Here is a 16802-nt window from a genome sequence, read left to right as displayed (position 1 = left end):
CGCGATCTGGCACAACCGGGCCACCGGAACACCGATCACACGATCACTGATCGCCTACGACCACTGACCAGGACTTCGGACTTACTCGTCTAGGGGGTGTCCGCAAAGTAGCGTCGTCCGCCCGCAGGGCGGGCCCCGCGGTTGTGGACACCCCCTAGAGAGGTGTCCGCACCCTGGCGCCGTCCGCCCGGCCGTGGCGGTGGGTGCGGAGGGCCAGGAGCAGGCAGAGCACGGTGGCTGCGACGGCGAGTGCGGCGGCGAGACTCCCGTACGGGGTGCTCGCGACCGGCGCCCGGGCCGCCAGGAGGACCACCGCGGTGGCGGCGGCGGCCGCCAGTGCGGGCGTCGCGGCCCGGCGGCCGGGCGGGGCGGTGACACCGGCCGTCCACGGGTCGGTGACGAGCAGGTAGGCGGGCAGCAGGGCGGCGATGCAGAGGGCCGGCCAGAACGGCGGGCCGGTGAGCGCCGCGACCGCGATGGCGGCGGCCGGCAGCACGGTCGTCCGGCGGCGGCCCAGGACGGCCCACAGGCGCAGGGAGGTCGTCACGGGGCGCGCGTCGACCATCGGCGCGGCCCACCAGGCGACCGCCGCCGCCACGGCCAGCGCCCCGGCCGGCAGGGGGGTCTCCAGGGCGGCCGACGGGTCGCAGGCGGCGACGGCCAGGGCGGTGCCGAGCAGCCGGTCGGTGGGTCGGGAGGCCAGGCGCGACAGCAGTCGTGCGGGGCGGGAGGCCGAACGGGGCAGCAGTCGTGCGGAGCGGGAGGCCGGGCGCGGCTGGTGCCGGGCGGGGCGGGTGTCCTGCGGAGGGGGGCCCGGGCGGGCGGGTGCGGGGGTCATCGGGTCCCTCCTCGGACGCGGGTCCGCAGCAGCGGCGCGAGGGCGAGGTCGAGGGTCTCGCCGGGCCGGTGGGCGACGACCGCGATGCCGTGTTCGACGAGGCCGAAGCGCATGGCGTCGCGTTCGGCCCGCCAGAGCCCCAGCGCGAGCTCCCCCTCGGCGTCTCCCGGTTCCACGACCGGGTCGCCGGTGGGGACTTCGACGACGACGACCGGGTGGGCCCGTGCGTGCAGTTCCTCCAGGACGTCGAAGATCCGCCGGTCGGCCAGCGGGGTGACCACGTACGCCAGTGCGCCGTCGGGCAGGGCGGGCGGAGGGAGCGGGGCGAGGCCCTCGGAGCGGTGGGTCCGGTCCTTGCGGACGTCCAGCACGCTCTCGGCGACGCGGTAGAAGTACCCGTGGCCACTGCCCGGCCGCAGCCAGCGGGTCGTCCCGCCGACCGACACGACGCCCACCCGGTCGTGGGTGCGCAGATAGGCGCGGACCAGGCCGGCGGCGGCCCGGAAGGTCTCGTCGAGGGTGGACCCGCCGGTGACCGGGTCGACGACGTCGGTGAGCGCGTCGAGGAGCACCACCGTGTCGGCGGTGCGCTCCGCGGCGAAGCGGTGGACCTGTAGGGCGCCCCGGCGGGTGGTGGCCGGCCAGTGGATCCGGCGCTGCCGTTCACCGCGCACGTACGGGTGGACGCCGGTGACCTCGACGCCCTCACCGCGCTGCGGGGCGGTGTGCTCGCCGAGGCGTTGCGGGAGCCTGACCGGGACGGGGGTGAGGCCGGCGTGCTCGGGGACCGGGAAGACGGAGACCTCGCCGAGTTCGGCGCGTACGGTGCGGCGGGCCAGGCCGCCGGGGTCGTAGACGTCGACGTCGACCGTGCCGAGCGTCCAGCGGCCCCAGCGTGCCGCGGTCAGGACGAGGTCGACGTGGTGGGGGCCGGTCGCGAGGTGGTCGAGCCGGATCCCGTGGCCGAGGGTGAGGCCGGGGTCCAGGCGGCCGGCCGGGCCCTCGTAGTCCACCGCGATCCGTACCGTGACCCGCTCGCCCTCGAAGCAGCGGCGCGGCTCCACCGCGGCCTCGGCCGTGATCCCGTCCGGGGGCGGTCCGTCCGGCAGGGCGAGGGCGAGCAGCACCAGCGGTCCGGCGGCGAGGGCGAGCACCCAGGGCCGCCCGGTGAGCAGCGCGGCGGCGAGGGCGACGGCGGCCAGGGTGCCCAGCCGCAGGGCGCGTTCGCCGGGGCGGCGGCCCGCCGGGGGCGGGGGCGGCGGGCCGGCGGTCGCGTCGTGGCGGCCGTCCAGGGCCCGCCGGACGGCGGCGGCCGCCCTGCGGACCGTCTCGGGCTTCGTCTCGGGCTCCGTCTCCGGCTCCGTCTCCGGCTTCGTCTCGGGCTCCGTCATGACACGGCCGGCGTGCGCGGCAGGGTCTGCGGGGTGGGCACGGTCCGGGTGATCTCCTCCACGACCTCGTCCGCGTCGATCCGGCGGACCCAGAGTTCCGGTTTGAGGGTGACCCGGTGGGCGAGGGCCGGCACCGCCACGGACTTGACGTCCTCCGGGGTCACGTAGTCCCGCAGGTCCAGTACGGCCCGGGCGCGGGCGAGCTGCACCAGGGCCAGGCCGCCGCGCGGGGAGGCGCCGACCTGGAGGTGCGGGTGGGAGCGGGTGGCACCGACGAGGGCGACGGCGTAGTCGAGCAGGTCGTCGTCCACCTCGACGGTTTCCACGGCGGCCCGCATGGCCAGCACCTCGCCCGGCCCGCTGAGCGTGCGCAGGACGGCCTCGGGCGCCGCCCGGTCGACCCGGGCGCGCAGCATGGCGGCTTCCTCGGGCGCCGTGAGGTAGCCCATCCGCACGCGCAGCAGGAACCGGTCGAGCTGCGCCTCGGGCAGCGTGTACGTGCCCTCGTACTCGATGGGGTTGGCGGTGGCGACGACCACAAAGGGGTCCGGGAGCGGCCGGGTGCGGCCGTCGACGGACACCTGGGACTCGGCCATGGCCTCCAGCAGGGCGGCCTGGGTCTTGGGCGGGGTGCGGTTGATCTCGTCGGCGAGCAGCAGGTGGGTGAAGACCGGGCCGGGCCGGAAGACCATCTCGGCGGTCCGCTGGTCGTAGAACGGTGCGCCGGTGACGTCCGAGGGCAGCAGGTCGGGGGTGAACTGGAGGCGGGCGAAGTCCAGGCCGAGGGTGGTGGCGAAGGAGCGGGCGAGCAGGGTCTTGCCGAGGCCCGGGAGGTCCTCGATGAGGACGTGGCCGCCGGCGAGGATGCCGAGCATGACCAGCTCCAGCGGCTGCGGCCGGCCGGCCACGGCGGTGCGGATCTCGCCGAGCACGGCGGAGGCACGCTCGCCCGCCTCCCGGGGCGTCAGGACGGGGTGCTCGGGGACGGGGTGCTCGGGGACGGGGCGGGGGCTGGTCACGGTCGGGTCCTCACGGGGCGGGGTCGGGTGCGGGGGCCGCGGTCCGGTGGCGGCCGCGCCGGTCACAGGGCTTCCAGGCGGTCGAGCAGGAGGCGCAGGACGGGCTCGGGAAGGGCGGTCTGCGGAGCGGCCGCCCCGGGGTCGATCCACGGCCACAGCTCGGGGCCGACCAGCGCCCGGGCCCGGCGGGTGTCGCGGTGCATCGCCACGCCGTGCCGTTCGGCGAGGCGGGCCGCGAACAGCCGTTGCAGCCGGGGCCGCATGACGGTGCGGAAGTGCTCCCCGTCGTCGTCCGCGAGGGTGTCCGCCACCGTGCGCCGCCACCGGCCGAGTGCCGGGGCCCGGCCGTCCAGCAGGCGCACGGGCCTGCGGTACCCGTCGTCCCGGGCGGCGGCGCCGGCGGCGTGGCACCCGAGGGCCAGCGCGGCGGTGATGAGCAGGGCGGCTCCGGTGGCGGCCGCGGCGGCGCCGTCGGTCAGGGCGAGCAGCACCTCGGCGGCGAGGGCGACGGCCGCCAGGACGGCGAGCGAGTGCCGGACGGAGCCGGGCGTCCGCAGGACGGAGCCGACGGCGGTCCGGATGCGCGTGCGCCGGTTCACGCGGCTCCCGCCTCGGGTTCGGGGCCTCCCGGGCGTGGGCGCAGGCCGTGGGCGATCTCGCCGAGCGCGGCCGCCGCCCGGTCACGGTGGCCGTCGTCCATCGGGTGGGTGGAGTAACGGGCCTCGCGAAACAGGGCGGTGAGTTCTGCGGCGGCCGCGGCGGCGGGCAGGCCGCCGTCGAGGGCCCGCTCCAGCAGGTCCTGCGGGCTGTCCGAGGCGCGCCGGGCCACGCCGGAGCCGGCGAGCGACTCCTCCATGGCGAGGTAGCAGGCGATGACGGCGGCGCGCGCGCCGGTCGCGTCCAGCAGGGCGCGGCGCCCGGAGTCCACGGCCCGGGCGAGGCGTTCCCGGTCGCCGTCGGGCGGCGCGTACGTCGCCCGGGGCGCGGGCTCCGGCGGGCGGGTCAGGTGCCGCCACAGGAGCAGGGCGGCGAGGACGAGGGCCGCGGCGAGCAGGGTGACGCCGAGACCGAGCAGGAAGCGCGTCAGCCCGGCGTGCGCGTCGGGGGCGGCGGGGGCGGGCCGCCCCGTGGGGGCCGCGGCCGGCACCGGGGGCTGCCGGGCGGGGGGAAGGGGTGAGGAACCGTCGCCGGGGCCCTGGCCGGGACCGGGGCCGGGGCCGGAGGAGCCGAAGCGGTGCAGGGCCACGACGAGCGGCGGGAGGGCCAGCGACGCGGCCAGGAGTACGCGGGCCGTGCCCTCCGCCAGCCGCCGCTCCGGCGGTGAGAGCGCCGGGCGGGCGGCGACCCGCTCCAGGTACTTCGCGCGCAGGGCCAGGCCGCCGAGGAGTGCCGACAGGGCGAGGCCGAGCACGAGCACGGGGTTGCCGCCGAGCGGACCGCGGCCCGGGGCGAACGGCTGCGCGCCGGGACGCAGCAGCAGGGCCGCCAGGGCGGTTCCGCCCACGACCAGCACGCTCAGCGCCGCGGGTGCGGCGCCGGTACGGCCACGCCCCCGCCGGCCGCCGGCCGTACGCTCCCGCACCACCGCCGCCCCCCTCCACGGAGACGTCAGCTTCACACACCGGTCGTCGGTGATCAACAAGTGTGGGGCAGGGCCCGCCCGGTGACGGTGTCTCAGGCCTCTTCGCCGAGGGCCTCGCGCAGGGCGCGGCGGCACAGGGAGTCCGCGTGCCGGGTGGTCTCGGGGATCCGGAAGCGGGGGCTCAGGGAGAGGGTGTGGGCGCAGGCGTTGTCCAGGGAGACGCGGTGGCCCACGGACACGTACACCGGCTTGATCCCGTGCTGGGTGCGCAGCGCCCGGCCGACGACGGAGCCGTCGGCGGCGAGGAGGGGGGCGGTCTCGCCGCGCGGGGCGCCGGGCTCCTCGTGGGTGAAGGTGAAGGGGTTCTTGGCGACGCCGATGCTGGGCAGGCCCGTCACCACCCCGAGGTGGCAGGCGAGGCCGAAACGGCGCGGGTGGGCGAGGCCGTAGCCGTCGCAGACCACGAGGCCGGGGGTGACGGGGAGCGCCTCCAGGGCGGCGAGGACGGTCGGCAGCTCGCGGAAGGCGAGCAGGCCGGGCACGTAGGGGAAGCTCACCCGTCCGACGGCGGTGGACTCGGCGACGACGTCGAGGGTGGCGGCGTCGAGGACGACGGCGGCGGCCGCGACCAGGTCGCGTGCGTCGTCGTAGGCCACGTCGACCCCGGCGACCAGCCCTCGGCCGGGCTCGGGACCGGGCTCGTCGAGCACCACGCGCTTGCGCAGTTCGTCCTGTATCGCCCGGGCCTCTGCCTCGTCGGAGGGGGTCTTCTCACGTGTCATGGAGTGCGAGAGTAGCCTGTCGATCATGTTCGTCATGGAGCTCGTGTACACCGCACCCATCGAAGCCGTCGAAGAGCGGCTGGACGCGCACATCGCCTGGCTGGACGGGTATTACGCGTCCGGGGTCTTCCTCGCCTCGGGGCGCAAGGTGCCGCGCGAGGGCGGGGTCATCCTGGCGGCCGGGGTCTCGCGGGCGGAGATAGAGGAGATCTCGGCCGGGGACCCCTTCGTGCTGGCGGGGGTGTGCGCGTACCGGATCACCGAGTTCGTGGCCACGAAGACCTCCGCCGACCTGGCGGCGGTCCGCGAAACCCTCCCGTCGTAGCCCGGGAAGCGGACGCACCCGTATTTCGCCGTCCGGGGTGCGTTCCCGGCCGCGCGTTCCTACCGTGGGTCCATGACCTCCGAAGAAGCGAACGAGCCCAGGGCGTACGCGGGTCGGGACATCACCGTCACCTATGACACCGGCCGCTGCCTGCACGCCGCCCGGTGCGTGAACGGCCTGCCCGAGGTGTTCGACACCGGCGGGCGCCCGTGGATCCGGCCGGACGGAGCCGCGCCGGAGCGGGTCGCCGAGGTCGTCCGGCTCTGCCCGTCCGGGGCGCTCCAGTACCGGCTCGCCGCCGGACCGGCGGAGGAGGGCGACCGGCCGACCACCGTCGCACGGTCGCCTCTCGGCCAACTGTTCCTCCGGGGGGAACTCAGCGTGACGACCCCGGACGGAGGGGTCCGCAGGGAGACCAGGGCGGTGCTTTGCGCCTGTGGAGTGAGCGGTAACCAGCCTTATTGCGATCACTCCGGAGCCTGCGGAAAGGAGTGAGCGCCCCTTCCCCGCACCGCCCGTGCGGTCACGCTGTGCGATCACACCGTCGAGATCCGGCCAATCGGTGACGCAGCTCACGTCATCCGGCCTGCACGGATTTGCCGATTCCGGCGTCTATCCGGTTGCCGGGTTCCACCCCACAGCCCGGCAGCAGATCCGCTGCAAGGGAGCGAGCCTTGATCACTGTCATCGAGCAGGCCGTACAGGCACGACTGGTCGCCACCGCCCCGAAGGTCGAGACCGTCCCCGTCACCCTCTGCTACGACCGCTCGGATCCCTTCGCCGTCCGCATGGCCTTCCCCGCCCTGGCCACGCTGGAGGGGGTCGAGGTCTCGTGGACCTTCGCGCGCGAGCTGCTGATGGCCGGGATCCGGCACCCGGCCGGCTGCGGCGACGTCCGCGTGCGCCCGTACGACGGGGACCGGACGACGATCGAGTTCCACGCGCCGGAAGGCGTCGCGATCGTGCTGATGACCACGGCCGAGATCCAGAGATTCCTGGAGCGCTCCGGCGAGCTCGTCCCGCCGGGGCTGGAGCACCGCTACCTGGACATGGACCACAGCCTGGACCAGCTGATGCGCGGTTCCTGCTGAGCCCTGCCCGGTCCCGGGTTTATCCGGTTGCGGGCGGCTCCGGCCGCCCGTAGCTTCATGGGCGACCCACCGCCGTCGAAACGGAGTAGGACGTTGCTCTTCTGAGGTCCGAGACACCGACCACCACGACCACACCCTTGTGACAGTCGGCTGTCTCCCCGCGTTGCACGCACCATTCACGCAACCTGGAGGCCTCCATGAGTCATGCCCCTACCTTCGTCACCTGCTCCGCCCTGTCCTTCGACTGGCCCGACGGAACCCCCGTCTTCGAGGGGTTCCAGTGGGCCGTCGGCCCCGGCCGCACCGGCCTGATCGGGCTCAACGGATGCGGCAAGTCCACCCTGTTGAAGCTCGTCGCCGGCGCCCTGGTCCCCTCCGGGGGCCAGGTGTCCGTTGCCGGCACCCTCGGCTACCTGCCGCAGGACGCCACCCTCGACACCGCGCTCCGCGTGGACGAGGCGCTCGGCATCCGCTCCGCCCGTACGGCCCTGCACGCCATCGAGGCGGGTGAGGCCACCGAGGCCAACTTCGCCGCCGTCGGCGACGACTGGGACGTGGAGGAGCGGGCCCTGGCCGTGCTCGACGAGCTCGGCCTCGCCCGGATCGGCCTGGACCGCACCGTCGGCGAGCTGTCGGGCGGCGAGTGCGTCCTGCTGCGGCTGGCGGCCCTGCTGCTGGCCCGCCCGGACGTGCTGCTGCTGGACGAGCCCACCAACAACCTGGACCTGCGGGCCCGGCGCCGCCTGTACGCGGCCGTCGAGTCCTGGTCGGGGGTGATGGTGCTGGTCAGCCACGACCGGGAGCTGCTGGAGCGGGTCGACCAGATCGCCGACCTGCGCGACGGCGAAGTCCGCTGGTACGGCGGGAACTTCGGCGACTACGAGCGGATGCTCGCCGCCGAGCAGGAGTCGGCCGAGCGGATGGTCCGGGTCGCCGAGGCCGACGTCCAGCGCCAGAAGCGCGAACTGGCCGACGCGCAGGTCAAGTTGGCCCGCCGCAAGCGGTACGGCCAGAAGATGTACGAGAACAAGCGCGAGCCGAAGATCGTCATGGGTGCGCGCAAGCGCGCCGCCCAGGAGTCGGCGGGCAAGCACCGCACGATGCACGCCGAAAAGCTGGCGGACGCCCGCGAACGGCTGGACCAGGCGGTCGAGGCGGTCCGCGACGACGACGCGATCCGCATCGAGCTGCCCGCCACCCAGGTCCACCCGGGCCGGCGGGTGCTGACCCTGAGCGATCTGCGCCTGGCCCACGGGGCGGGCGCGGAGGGCGAGTGGGAGGTGCGCGGCCCCGAGCGGATCGCGCTGGTCGGCGCGAACGGCTCCGGCAAGACGACCCTGCTGCGCACGCTCGCCGGGCTGCTGCCGCCAGTGTCGGGGGAGGCGGTGACGCACGTCCCCGCGCGTTTCCTGCCGCAGCGGCTGGACGTCCTGGACGACGAGCGCTCGGTGGTGGCGAACGTGGCGCGGTTCGCGCCGCAGGCCTCCGCCAACCTGATCCGGGCGCGGCTCGCGCACTTCCTGTTCCGGGGCGCCCGGGCGGACCGGGCGGCCGGCACGCTCTCGGGCGGCGAGCGGTTCCGGGCGGCGCTCGCGGCGCTGCTGCTGGCGGAGCCGGCCCCGCAGCTGCTGATGCTGGACGAGCCGACGAACAGCCTGGACCTGGCGAGCGTGCGCCGGCTCGGCGAGGCCCTGGACGCGTACGAGGGCGCGCTGCTCGTGGCGAGCCACGACGTGCCGTTCCTGGAGTCGGTCGGGATCACCCGCTGGCTGCTGCTCGACCGCGAGCAGGGGCTGCGGGCGACCACCGCCGAGGAGGTCCGCGCCACCCTCTGGCGGGACTGACCCGCGCGGCCCCGCCGCCCGCACACCGGCCCCTCCGACCGTCAAGGCCGGAGGGGCCGGCCACCTTCTGGCGTGATTCTCACCCGTTCGCCACCCCCTCCAACTGCATAGATAACCGCACGTAGCCGGACAGAACCACGGCTGGGGCTTGGCTGGCCCTGATGTCGCGCTTAACCTACGAGACCGTAGGCTACGGAACCGTAGGTAATTCGCTTTGTCCCCAGGAGCACCCGTGACGATCACCTCTCCCCACCTCGGCAGCTCGGAGGCGTGGACCGACGCCAAGCTGCTGTACGCGCTGGAAGAGGTGGTCGAGAAGGAGCTCAACCGCCATCTGAAGGTCACCAAGGACTGGATGCCCCACGAGTACGTGCCGTGGAGCGACGGCCGGAACTTCCCGGGCTTCTTCGAGGACGGCGAGGCCTGGGACCCGCAGCAGTCGAAGGTGACCGACATCGGCAAGATCGCGCTGGTCGTGAACCTGCTGACCGAGGACAACCTCCCCAGCTACCACCACGAGATCGCGACGCTCTTCGGCCGCAACGGTGCCTGGGGCACCTGGGTGCACCGCTGGACGGCCGAGGAGGGCCGCCACGGCATCGTGATGCGCGACTACCTGCTGGCCTCGCGCGCCGTGGACCCGGACAAGCTGGAAGCGTTCCGGATGCAGCACATGTCGGAGGGGTTCGAGTCCGACAACAGCCACTCGATGCTGCACTCGGTGGCGTACGTGGCCTTCCAGGAGCTGGCGACCCGCATCTCGCACCGCAACACCGGCCACCAGTCCGGTGACCCGGTCTGCGACCGGATGCTGGCCCGCATCGCGCAGGACGAGAACCTGCACATGATCTTCTACCGGAACCTGCTGGCCGCGGCCTTCGAGCTCGCCCCGGACCTGACCATGCAGGCCGTGCGCGACGTCGTCGTCAACTTCCGGATGCCCGGACACGGCATGCCGGGCTTCGAGCGCATGGCCGCGCAGATGGCGATCGGCGGGGTCTACAACCTGCGGATCCACCACGACGACGTGCTGAGCCCCGTGATCCGCTTCCTCAAGATCATGGACATCGACGGGCTGGGCCCGGAGGGCCAGAAGGCCCAGGAGGAACTCGGCCTCTTCATGAACGGGCTGGACTCCGAGGCCGCCAAGTTCGACGAGCGGCTGGCGGCGCGCGCCGCGCGCATGGCCGCCCGCCGGGGCTGAGGCCTCAGCCCCGGGGGCGCAGGGCCAGCCGCTCCGTCTCGGAGAGCCCGCCCCAGACGCCGAAGCGCTCGTCGTTGGCGAGGGCGTACTCCAGGCACGCGGCCCTGCCCTCGCACGCCCCGCACAGCCGCTTCGCGTCCTGGAGGGAGGAGCCGGGGTCCGGGAAGAAGAAGCTCGGACCCGTCTGGGCGCACAGGGCGAGGTCGTACCAGGCGGGGGCGGCGGTGGTGGTGTTCATCGACATGCGGCGATCCTGGACGGGGCCGATGGACGTCCGATCAACGCCTGATCAACACCGGCGGGGCGGCCGATAGGGTGACGTGATGATCATCCGCTGAAGAAAGGCCCCGGCCCCGACGGTGACCGAGTCACGACCCCACGCCCTGTTCTCCTTCGGCACGCTGCGGGACGCGCGCGTCCAGACCGCCCTCTTCGGCCGGACCGTGCCCAGCTCCCCCGCCTCGCTGGCCGGGCACACGACCCGGCCGCTGAAGATCACCGACCCGGACGTGATCGCCGCCAGCGGCCTCGACGTCCACCTGGCCCTGGAGTGCCGGCTGGGCTCCGCGGTCGAGGGCGCCGTCCTGCGCCTGACGGACGAGGAGCTGGCCGCCGCCGACGCCTACGAGGTGGACGACTACGTCCGCCGGCGGGTGCGGCTCTCCTCGGGAGAGGACGCCTGGGCCTACCTGGACGCGGACCCGCTGCGTCCGGCGGCGCGGATCGTCATCGCGGGCGACAGCATCGCGTACGGGCGCTGCGACCCGCGGGGCGGCTGGGCGGCCCGGCTCGCGGCCCGCCACATCGCCGCGAACGAGCGGGACCACCGGCTCTTCAACCTGGCCGTTCCGGGCAGCACCCTGGCCGACGTCGCCGAGCAGACGCCGGCCCTCCTCGCCGCGCGCCGCCCGGACACCCTGCTGGTCGCCGCCGGCATCAACGACTCGGCCGTCCCCCTGTCCGCCCCGGACCGGGACGGAGACCGGGACCGGGACGGCCTGGCGGCCGGGGTCGCGGGCCACCTCGCCTCCCTGGCGGCCACGGCCCGCGAGCACGACGCCCGCCTGGTCGTGCTCGGCCCGCTCTGGCTGGACGAGTCCCGCACGGCCGACTACGAGGGCCTGCGCTTCACCGAGTCCCGCGCGCGGGACCTGCGCGCGTCGCTGCGCGCCTGGTGCGCGGAACACCACGTCGACCACATCGACCTGTGGAGCCCCCTCCACGGCCGCCCCGACCTCTTCACGGACGGCATCCACCCGACACCCGAAGGCCACGAGCTCCTCCACCGCCACCTCACGGACGGGCGCCACCTCACGGCCGGGCCGGACCGGGCCTAGCTCAGGCCCAGCTTCTCCTGGTAGCGGGCGTGCGGTCCGGAGAAGGGTTCCAGGAGGTCCTGCTGGTGGACGGGCTCCAGCCGGGTCCTTCCGGGTCCCAGCAGGAACGGTTTGCCGTGGTCGGTCAGCGTGAAGGCGGCGCGTTCCCCCGTCGGCAGGGTGACCGTCACGTCCACGGTGATGCCGTAGGTGGCCAGCTCGGGATCGATGCCGGCGCTGATGCCGAACGTGCCCCGGCCGTCCGGGCCGGCGGTGCCGAAGGCGAACATCTCGTCCTTGGCCATCGGCATCGTCAGGCCCACGCCCCGCTCGGGACTCCAGTCCGGGTCGTACTTCAGGGAGCCGCTGGGGAACGGCCCGAGGGCGTGGAGGGTGTCGGGAAAGAGGTGCCGGTCGACCCCCGGCCCGTCGGCGGGGCTGACCAGCTCCACACCGGCCCGGGCGCAGGAGTAGCGGTAGCGCCGCGCGGCGTCGAGCCGGACCGATGCGAGCCGGACCGACGCGTCCAGGACGGCCCCCGCCACGAGGGGAGGGCCGCTGATCCGCAGGGCGAGTGCGTGGGGCCCGGCGGGGACGCCTCCCGCCCGGACCACGGAGTCGTACATGCGGCGGCAGCCCACGCCGCCGAGCCGCGCCTCGCCCCCGACGGCGGCCGCGGGGTCCTGCGGGGTGTCGGACTCCGCCTCCCAGCCGGCGTAGGGCGGCACCAGCTTGGCGGTGGCGGTGATCCCCGCCTGGGGCTGCTGGGGGTCACCGAAGGCCCGGGACAGGGGGCCGCTGCGGAATTCCCGGTCGGCGGACGAGGAGAGCGGGGCCGTCGGCGGTGCCAGGGTGAAGGGCCGGCCGTCGTCGTCCACCCGTACCGTGACGGGCCTGCCGTTCTCCTCCACGTCCAGTTCGAGCCACCAGGCACAGGTACAGGCGGCCGTCGTGACGGTGACCAGCCCGGCGGCCGTACCGCCCGCCCGGACCGGGAGCGGAGCCTCGCGGCGGACCCCCGGCTGGTCCAGGGAGAGACGCACCGGCTCCACGGGCTTGTCGCCCACCGCGGCCACGGCGGTCTCCCGTTCGTCCGACACCCATCCCGCGCAGCCGACGTCGTCCCCGCGCGGTGCGGGGACGGCCGGACCCCTGACCACCCGCACCCCGCGGACCACGGCCGGGTGGGAGGGTGACGCGCCGACGGAGTACGCGAGGGTGACCTGGCCGCGGGGTACGGCCCGGGCCGTGCCGGCCCACCGGAACAGCGGTACGCAGCCCAGCGCGCCCCGCATCAGCTCGGCCGGGGGCCGTCGGCCGGACTCGGGGAGGGTGGCGGTCCAGGAGCGCCCGAGCAGCGGTGCGGCCGTCGCGTACACGCCGGTGCGGCCGGGACCGGCGGGAGGGGGGAACAGCGCGCGCAGGAGCACGACGGTCAGGACGGAGCACAGCACGAGCGCCAGGACGGCGGACGCGGAGGTGGCGAGGTACCGCCTCCGGGACGCCGGTGAGCGGCCCGTCATGCCGCCTTCCAGCCCTCGGGGCTGCAACGGAACCCCTGGGTATAGCTGTTGATCCCCTGCGCCAGGACGAACGGGCGGCCCGCCCTGTCCACGAGCAGGTGCTCCTGCCGGTCGCCCTGCGTGTAGGTGACGTCGAGGACGAACTCGTAGGCGACGGCGGCCGGGCCGGCCGCGCTGCCGGTGAAGACCTGGACGTCGAAGTAGGCCGGCTCGCCCTGGGCCGCCACCTGGACCGTGCCGCTCGGGTACTGCGCCGTCGGCTTCCCCTCCGCGCTCTGCTCCCATGCGGGCCGCTGCGGGGTGGACAGGTCGAGGACCACCCGGCTGACCTCGACGGTCCCCTGGGGTCCGCCGCAGTGGAAGAGCGGGCCCGTGGGCGCGGGGCGGGTGCGCTCGATGCGGGCGCGGAGGGAGGTGATGGTGGCGGGCGTGCGGGTGAAGTTCGAGAGGATCAGCCGGATCCGCATCGTGCCCGCGTCGGCCCCGCCCTCGGTGACCATGTGGGCGAGGGCTTCCTGGGCGTCGTTGTCCGGCAGCGGCTCCTTGTCGTAGGTGGAGCCGGGCGCGGACCGTACGACGTGGTGGTCGTTCAGCAGGTCCCACCAGACCTCGGAACTGGCCGTGATCCGCGGGGCGCCGGGTGGTGGCTGCCGTACGGACCAGATGTCGAGGTAGGCGGAGACGACCGCGGCGACCACCGCGCTGAGCGCCACACCGGCGGCGGCGAGCGCCAGCGTCCGCAGCTTCCCCGTCACCCGCCGGCCGAGCCGACCGCCCTCCGACTCCGTACCGTCGGCGGGCTCCGTACCGTCGCCCGGGTCGTCGGCCCCGGCCCCGGCCGTCTCCTCCGCCTCCTCCGCCTCCTCCGCCTCCTCCGCCTCTTGGGCCTCGGCCTCCGCCGCCTCACCGGGGCCACCGGCGGCGCCCCGCGCCTCCTGCCCGTCCTGCCCGGCGTCATCGCCCTGCTCGTCCTGCCCCGCCTGCTCGGCCGGGCCGGCCCCGACGGCGCCCTCGGGCTCCCCGGCGGGCTCGTGCTCCTCGCTGATCGTCTCCGTCATGGCTCCCCCAAGCCTCGGCCCCGGTTACCGGGAACCGACATGGTGGGGCATCCCGGGCCAGGGCGAAGAGACGAAAATCGGCCGAACCCGCGGCGGTGTCCGGGACCGGGCCGGGCGCCTCAGTCGCCGATCCGGGCGCGCCAGGCGGCGAGTGCCTCGAAGTCCCCGTCCGTGAGGCCCGTACGCGCGTCGACCCGGCACAGGAAGGCGGGGGCCGGATACCGGGCGGCGGTCCAGGCGCGGTCGGCCGGGCCGATCTCGTCGTCGATCCAGGCGAACGGGCGCCCCGCGGCCCGGGCCAGGAGGGGGCGGGTCTTCCAGTGGAGGCCGTCCCGGCCCTCGTCCTCGCGGGGCTCCGGCCAGTCGAGCACCGGCAGCTCGGGCAGGCCGATGCGGGGGCCCACGGTCTCGTTGGCCCCGGCGCCCCAGGTCGTCGCCCACACCAGCTCGCACCGCAGGGCCGTGAGCCGCGGTCCCACTCCGGGGTCCAGCCTGGCCAGCAGCGGGTTGTCGTCCGGGGCACCGGGGCCGGGGGCCGTGCGGTAGCCGGTGCCGCCGAAGGGGATCAGCGGGCCGTCCACGTCGAGGAAGAGGAGCGGGTGCGGGTGCGGGGCGCGGGCGGACGGGGGCATGCGGGCAGCCTACGGCCGGTCAGGCTGCCGGGGGCTTCGGTTTCGCGCGGCTCGGCTGGACCCGCTTGGGTTCGCCCGGCATCTTCGGGTAGTCCGGGGGGTACGGCATGTCCCCCAGGCCGTGGTCGTGTTCGTCGCGGGCCGCGAGTTCCAGTACGGGTTCCAGGCTGAACGCGTGCTCGTCCATGTCGGCGTGCAGGTCGCCGAGTTCGGCGAAGCGGGCCGGCATCGTCACGATGTCGAAGTCGCGCGGTTCCGCGTCGTCGACCTCCTCCCAGCGCAGGGGCGCCGAGACCGGGGCGTGCGGGCGGGGGCGGACGGAGTACGCGGAGGCGATGGTCCGGTCGCGGGCGGTCTGGTTGTAGTCGACGAAGATCCGCTCGCCGCGCTCCTCCTTCCACCAGGCCGTCGTGACCCTGCCGGGCATCCGCCGCTCCAGCTCGCGCCCCAGGGCGATCGCGCACCGGCGGACGTCCGTGAAGGTCCAGCGCGGGGCGATCGGCACGAAGACGTGCAGGCCGCGGCCGCCGGAGGTCTTGGGCCAGCCGCGCAGCCCCACCTCGTCCAGCAGGGCGCGCAGCTCGTGCGCGGCGGCCACGGCGTGGTGGTAGTCGGTGCCCGGCTGCGGGTCCAGGTCGATGCGCAGTTCGTCCGGCCGGTCGGTGTCCCCGCGGCGCACCGGCCAGGGGTGGAAGGTGAGGCAGCCCAGGTTGGCCGCCCAGAGCACGGCGGCCGGCTCGGTGGGGCAGATCTCGTCCGCCGTGCGGCCGCTGGGGAAGGCGATGTGGGCGGTCGGGATCCAGTCGGGCAGGTTCTTCGGGGCCCGCTTCTGGAAGAAGGACTCGCCCTCCACCCCGTCCGGGTAGCGCTCCAGGGTGGTGGGGCGGTCGCGCAGGGCGCGGGTGATCCCGGGGGCGACGGCCAGGTAGTACTCGGCGACGTCCCGCTTGGTGTACCCGCGCTCCGGGAAGTACACCTTGTCGGGGCTGGACAGGCGTACCGCCCGTCCGCCCGCGTCGAGTTCGATCGCACCACCCGCGCTACCGCCCATGGGCGCCACGGTAGGCGGGCGCGGCCGGACGCGCACACCGAGCGGACCCGGACGTACCACCGCAGAATCGACTGCATGGATCTGCCGGTGATGCCGCCCGTGAAGCCGATGCTCGCCAAGTCCGTGGCGAGGATCCCGCCCGGCATGCAGTACGAGGCCAAGTGGGACGGCTTCCGAGCGATCGTGCACCGCGACGGGGACGAGGTGGAGGTCGGCAGCCGCACCGGCAAGAGCCTGAGCCGGTACTTCCCCGAGCTGGTGGCGGCGCTCAAGGAGAACCTGCCGCCCCGCTGCGTGGTCGACGGGGAGATCGTGATCGTCCACGGCGGGCGGCTCGACTTCGACCGGCTGACCGAGCGGATCCACCCCGCCGCCTCCCGGGTGAAGATGCTCGCCGAGACCACCCCGGCCAGCTTCGTCGCCTTCGACCTGCTCGCCCTGGGCGACGAGTCACTCCTCGGCACCCCGCTCGCCGAGCGCCGCAGCGCCCTCGTCCGCGTCCTGTCCACAGCCCGGCCCCCCGTGCACCTCGCGCCCGCCACCACCGACCCCGCGCTCGCGCGGGAGTGGTTCGAGCGGTTCGAAGGCGCCGGGCTCGACGGGGTCGTCGCGAAACCCCTCGATCTCCCCTACCGGCCCGACGCCCGCCTGATGTTCAAGATCAAGCACGAGCGTACGGCCGACGTCGTCCTCGCGGGTTTCCGTTTCCACAAGAGCGGTCCGATTGTCGGATCGCTGCTCCTGGGCCTCTACGACGGCCACGGCGCGCTCCAGCACGTGGGGGTCTGCGCCGCCTTCCCCATGAAGCGCCGCGCCGAGCTCGTCGAGGAGCTGGCGCCCTTGCGGATGCCGGACGCGGAGGGGCACCCGTGGGCCTCCTGGACCGACGAGGCCGCGCACGAGAACGCCCGGCTGCCCGGCGCGCAGAGCCGCTGGACGGGGAAGAAGGACCTGTCCTGGGTGCCGCTGCGCCCCGAGCGGGTCTGCGAGGTGAGGTACGACCACATGGAGGGCGACCGCTTCCGGCACACCGCGCAGTTCGTCCGCTGGCGGCCCGACCGGACCCCGGAGAGCTGCACGTACGAGCAGCTGGAGGAGGTCGTCGGCTACGACCTGGCCGCGGTCCTCGGCATGGATGGAAAGTAG

The 16802-nt window shown here is 74.8% G+C and carries 18 protein-coding genes; 7 read left to right on the top strand and 11 right to left on the bottom strand.

Going from position 1 to position 16802, the window contains the following annotated elements; all coding sequences use genetic code 11:
- Positions 1 to 154: 154 nt before the first annotated feature.
- The 6 genes from ACZ5NJ_RS27710 to ACZ5NJ_RS27685 form a co-directional block, all read right to left on the bottom strand.
- On the bottom strand, positions 155 to 838 hold the full coding sequence (locus tag ACZ5NJ_RS27710; protein ID WP_468768139.1) for a hypothetical protein: 684 nt from the start codon (positions 836 to 838) through the stop codon (positions 155 to 157).
- Entirely contained in the window at positions 835 to 2229 is a 1395-nt protein-coding gene (locus ACZ5NJ_RS27705) for a DUF58 domain-containing protein (protein WP_468768138.1), read from the bottom strand. The genes ACZ5NJ_RS27710 and ACZ5NJ_RS27705 overlap by 4 nt, the downstream gene beginning before the upstream one ends.
- Positions 2226 to 3248: an AAA family ATPase gene (locus ACZ5NJ_RS27700; RefSeq protein WP_468768137.1), complete on the bottom strand. Its 1023-nt coding sequence runs from the start codon at positions 3246 to 3248 to the stop codon at positions 2226 to 2228. Before ACZ5NJ_RS27700 ends, ACZ5NJ_RS27705 begins: the two co-directional genes overlap by 4 nt.
- Before the next feature lie 62 nt (positions 3249 to 3310).
- Positions 3311 to 3847 (bottom strand): hypothetical protein, encoded by a 537-nt coding sequence (locus ACZ5NJ_RS27695; RefSeq protein WP_468768135.1) that lies wholly within the window; start codon positions 3845 to 3847, stop codon positions 3311 to 3313.
- Positions 3844 to 4830, bottom strand: a complete 987-nt coding sequence (locus ACZ5NJ_RS27690; RefSeq protein ID WP_468768134.1) for a DUF4129 domain-containing protein — start codon at positions 4828 to 4830, stop codon at positions 3844 to 3846. The genes ACZ5NJ_RS27695 and ACZ5NJ_RS27690 overlap by 4 nt, the downstream gene beginning before the upstream one ends.
- Positions 4831 to 4922: 92 nt before the next feature.
- Positions 4923 to 5612 (bottom strand): endonuclease V, encoded by a 690-nt coding sequence (locus ACZ5NJ_RS27685; protein ID WP_468768133.1) that lies wholly within the window; start codon positions 5610 to 5612, stop codon positions 4923 to 4925.
- Between the two features lie 25 nt (positions 5613 to 5637).
- Here ACZ5NJ_RS27685 and ACZ5NJ_RS27680 point away from each other — a divergent pair, with 25 nt between their 5' ends.
- From ACZ5NJ_RS27680 to ACZ5NJ_RS27660, 5 genes are all read left to right on the top strand, one after another.
- Positions 5638 to 5937 (top strand): YciI family protein, encoded by a 300-nt coding sequence (locus ACZ5NJ_RS27680; protein WP_468768132.1) that lies wholly within the window; start codon positions 5638 to 5640, stop codon positions 5935 to 5937.
- A gap of 72 nt (positions 5938 to 6009) precedes the next feature.
- Positions 6010 to 6432, top strand: coding sequence for a (4Fe-4S)-binding protein (locus ACZ5NJ_RS27675; protein ID WP_468768130.1), 423 nt, complete (start codon positions 6010 to 6012; stop codon positions 6430 to 6432).
- Positions 6433 to 6611: 179 nt separating this feature from the next.
- Positions 6612 to 7028, top strand: a complete 417-nt coding sequence (gene ssgD / locus ACZ5NJ_RS27670) for a spore wall synthesis regulator SsgD (protein ID WP_468768129.1) — start codon at positions 6612 to 6614, stop codon at positions 7026 to 7028.
- Between the two features lie 197 nt (positions 7029 to 7225).
- On the top strand, positions 7226 to 8872 hold the full coding sequence (locus ACZ5NJ_RS27665) for an ABC-F family ATP-binding cassette domain-containing protein (protein ID WP_468768127.1): 1647 nt from the start codon (positions 7226 to 7228) through the stop codon (positions 8870 to 8872).
- A 232-nt stretch (positions 8873 to 9104) separates the two neighbouring features.
- On the top strand, positions 9105 to 10076 hold the full coding sequence (locus tag ACZ5NJ_RS27660; protein WP_468768126.1) for an acyl-ACP desaturase: 972 nt from the start codon (positions 9105 to 9107) through the stop codon (positions 10074 to 10076).
- 4 nt (positions 10077 to 10080) lie between these two features.
- On the opposite strand, the gene ACZ5NJ_RS27655 is transcribed toward ACZ5NJ_RS27660, so the two are convergent.
- Positions 10081 to 10320 (bottom strand): WhiB family transcriptional regulator, encoded by a 240-nt coding sequence (locus ACZ5NJ_RS27655; RefSeq protein ID WP_468768125.1) that lies wholly within the window; start codon positions 10318 to 10320, stop codon positions 10081 to 10083.
- 115 nt (positions 10321 to 10435) lie between these two features.
- On the opposite strand from ACZ5NJ_RS27655, the gene ACZ5NJ_RS27650 reads away from it, so the two are divergent.
- Positions 10436 to 11413 carry a GDSL-type esterase/lipase family protein gene (locus ACZ5NJ_RS27650; RefSeq protein WP_468768124.1) on the top strand — a complete coding sequence of 326 codons (978 nt, stop codon included), beginning with the start codon at positions 10436 to 10438 and terminating at the stop codon, positions 11411 to 11413.
- Here ACZ5NJ_RS27650 and ACZ5NJ_RS27645 read toward each other — a convergent pair.
- The 4 genes from ACZ5NJ_RS27645 to ligD all read right to left on the bottom strand — a co-directional run bounded on the left by ACZ5NJ_RS27645 (position 11410) and on the right by ligD (position 15656).
- Positions 11410 to 12915, bottom strand: coding sequence for a hypothetical protein (locus ACZ5NJ_RS27645; RefSeq protein WP_468768123.1), 1506 nt, complete (start codon positions 12913 to 12915; stop codon positions 11410 to 11412). The two genes, ACZ5NJ_RS27650 and ACZ5NJ_RS27645, sit on opposite strands and share 4 nt — an antisense overlap.
- A complete protein-coding gene (locus ACZ5NJ_RS27640) occupies positions 12912 to 13973 on the bottom strand; it encodes a hypothetical protein (RefSeq protein WP_468768122.1) in 1062 nt (353 codons plus the stop codon). Before ACZ5NJ_RS27640 ends, ACZ5NJ_RS27645 begins: the two co-directional genes overlap by 4 nt.
- Positions 13974 to 14092: 119 nt before the next feature.
- The gene (locus ACZ5NJ_RS27635; RefSeq protein ID WP_468768120.1) at positions 14093 to 14605 is read right to left on the bottom strand and encodes an HAD domain-containing protein; all 513 of its coding nucleotides are present in this window, start codon (positions 14603 to 14605) and stop codon (positions 14093 to 14095) included.
- A 19-nt stretch (positions 14606 to 14624) separates the two neighbouring features.
- Positions 14625 to 15656: a non-homologous end-joining DNA ligase gene (gene ligD / locus ACZ5NJ_RS27630; RefSeq protein ID WP_468768118.1), complete on the bottom strand. Its 1032-nt coding sequence runs from the start codon at positions 15654 to 15656 to the stop codon at positions 14625 to 14627.
- A 75-nt stretch (positions 15657 to 15731) separates the two neighbouring features.
- Between ligD and ACZ5NJ_RS27625 the strand changes: the two genes are divergently transcribed.
- A complete protein-coding gene (locus tag ACZ5NJ_RS27625) occupies positions 15732 to 16802 on the top strand; it encodes an ATP-dependent DNA ligase (RefSeq protein ID WP_468768116.1) in 1071 nt (356 codons plus the stop codon).

Source organism: Streptomyces sp. NPDC032091 (assembly GCF_055580265.1).
Note: the sequence above shows the minus strand (reverse complement) of the source record. Positions and strands in the feature narration are given on the sequence as shown.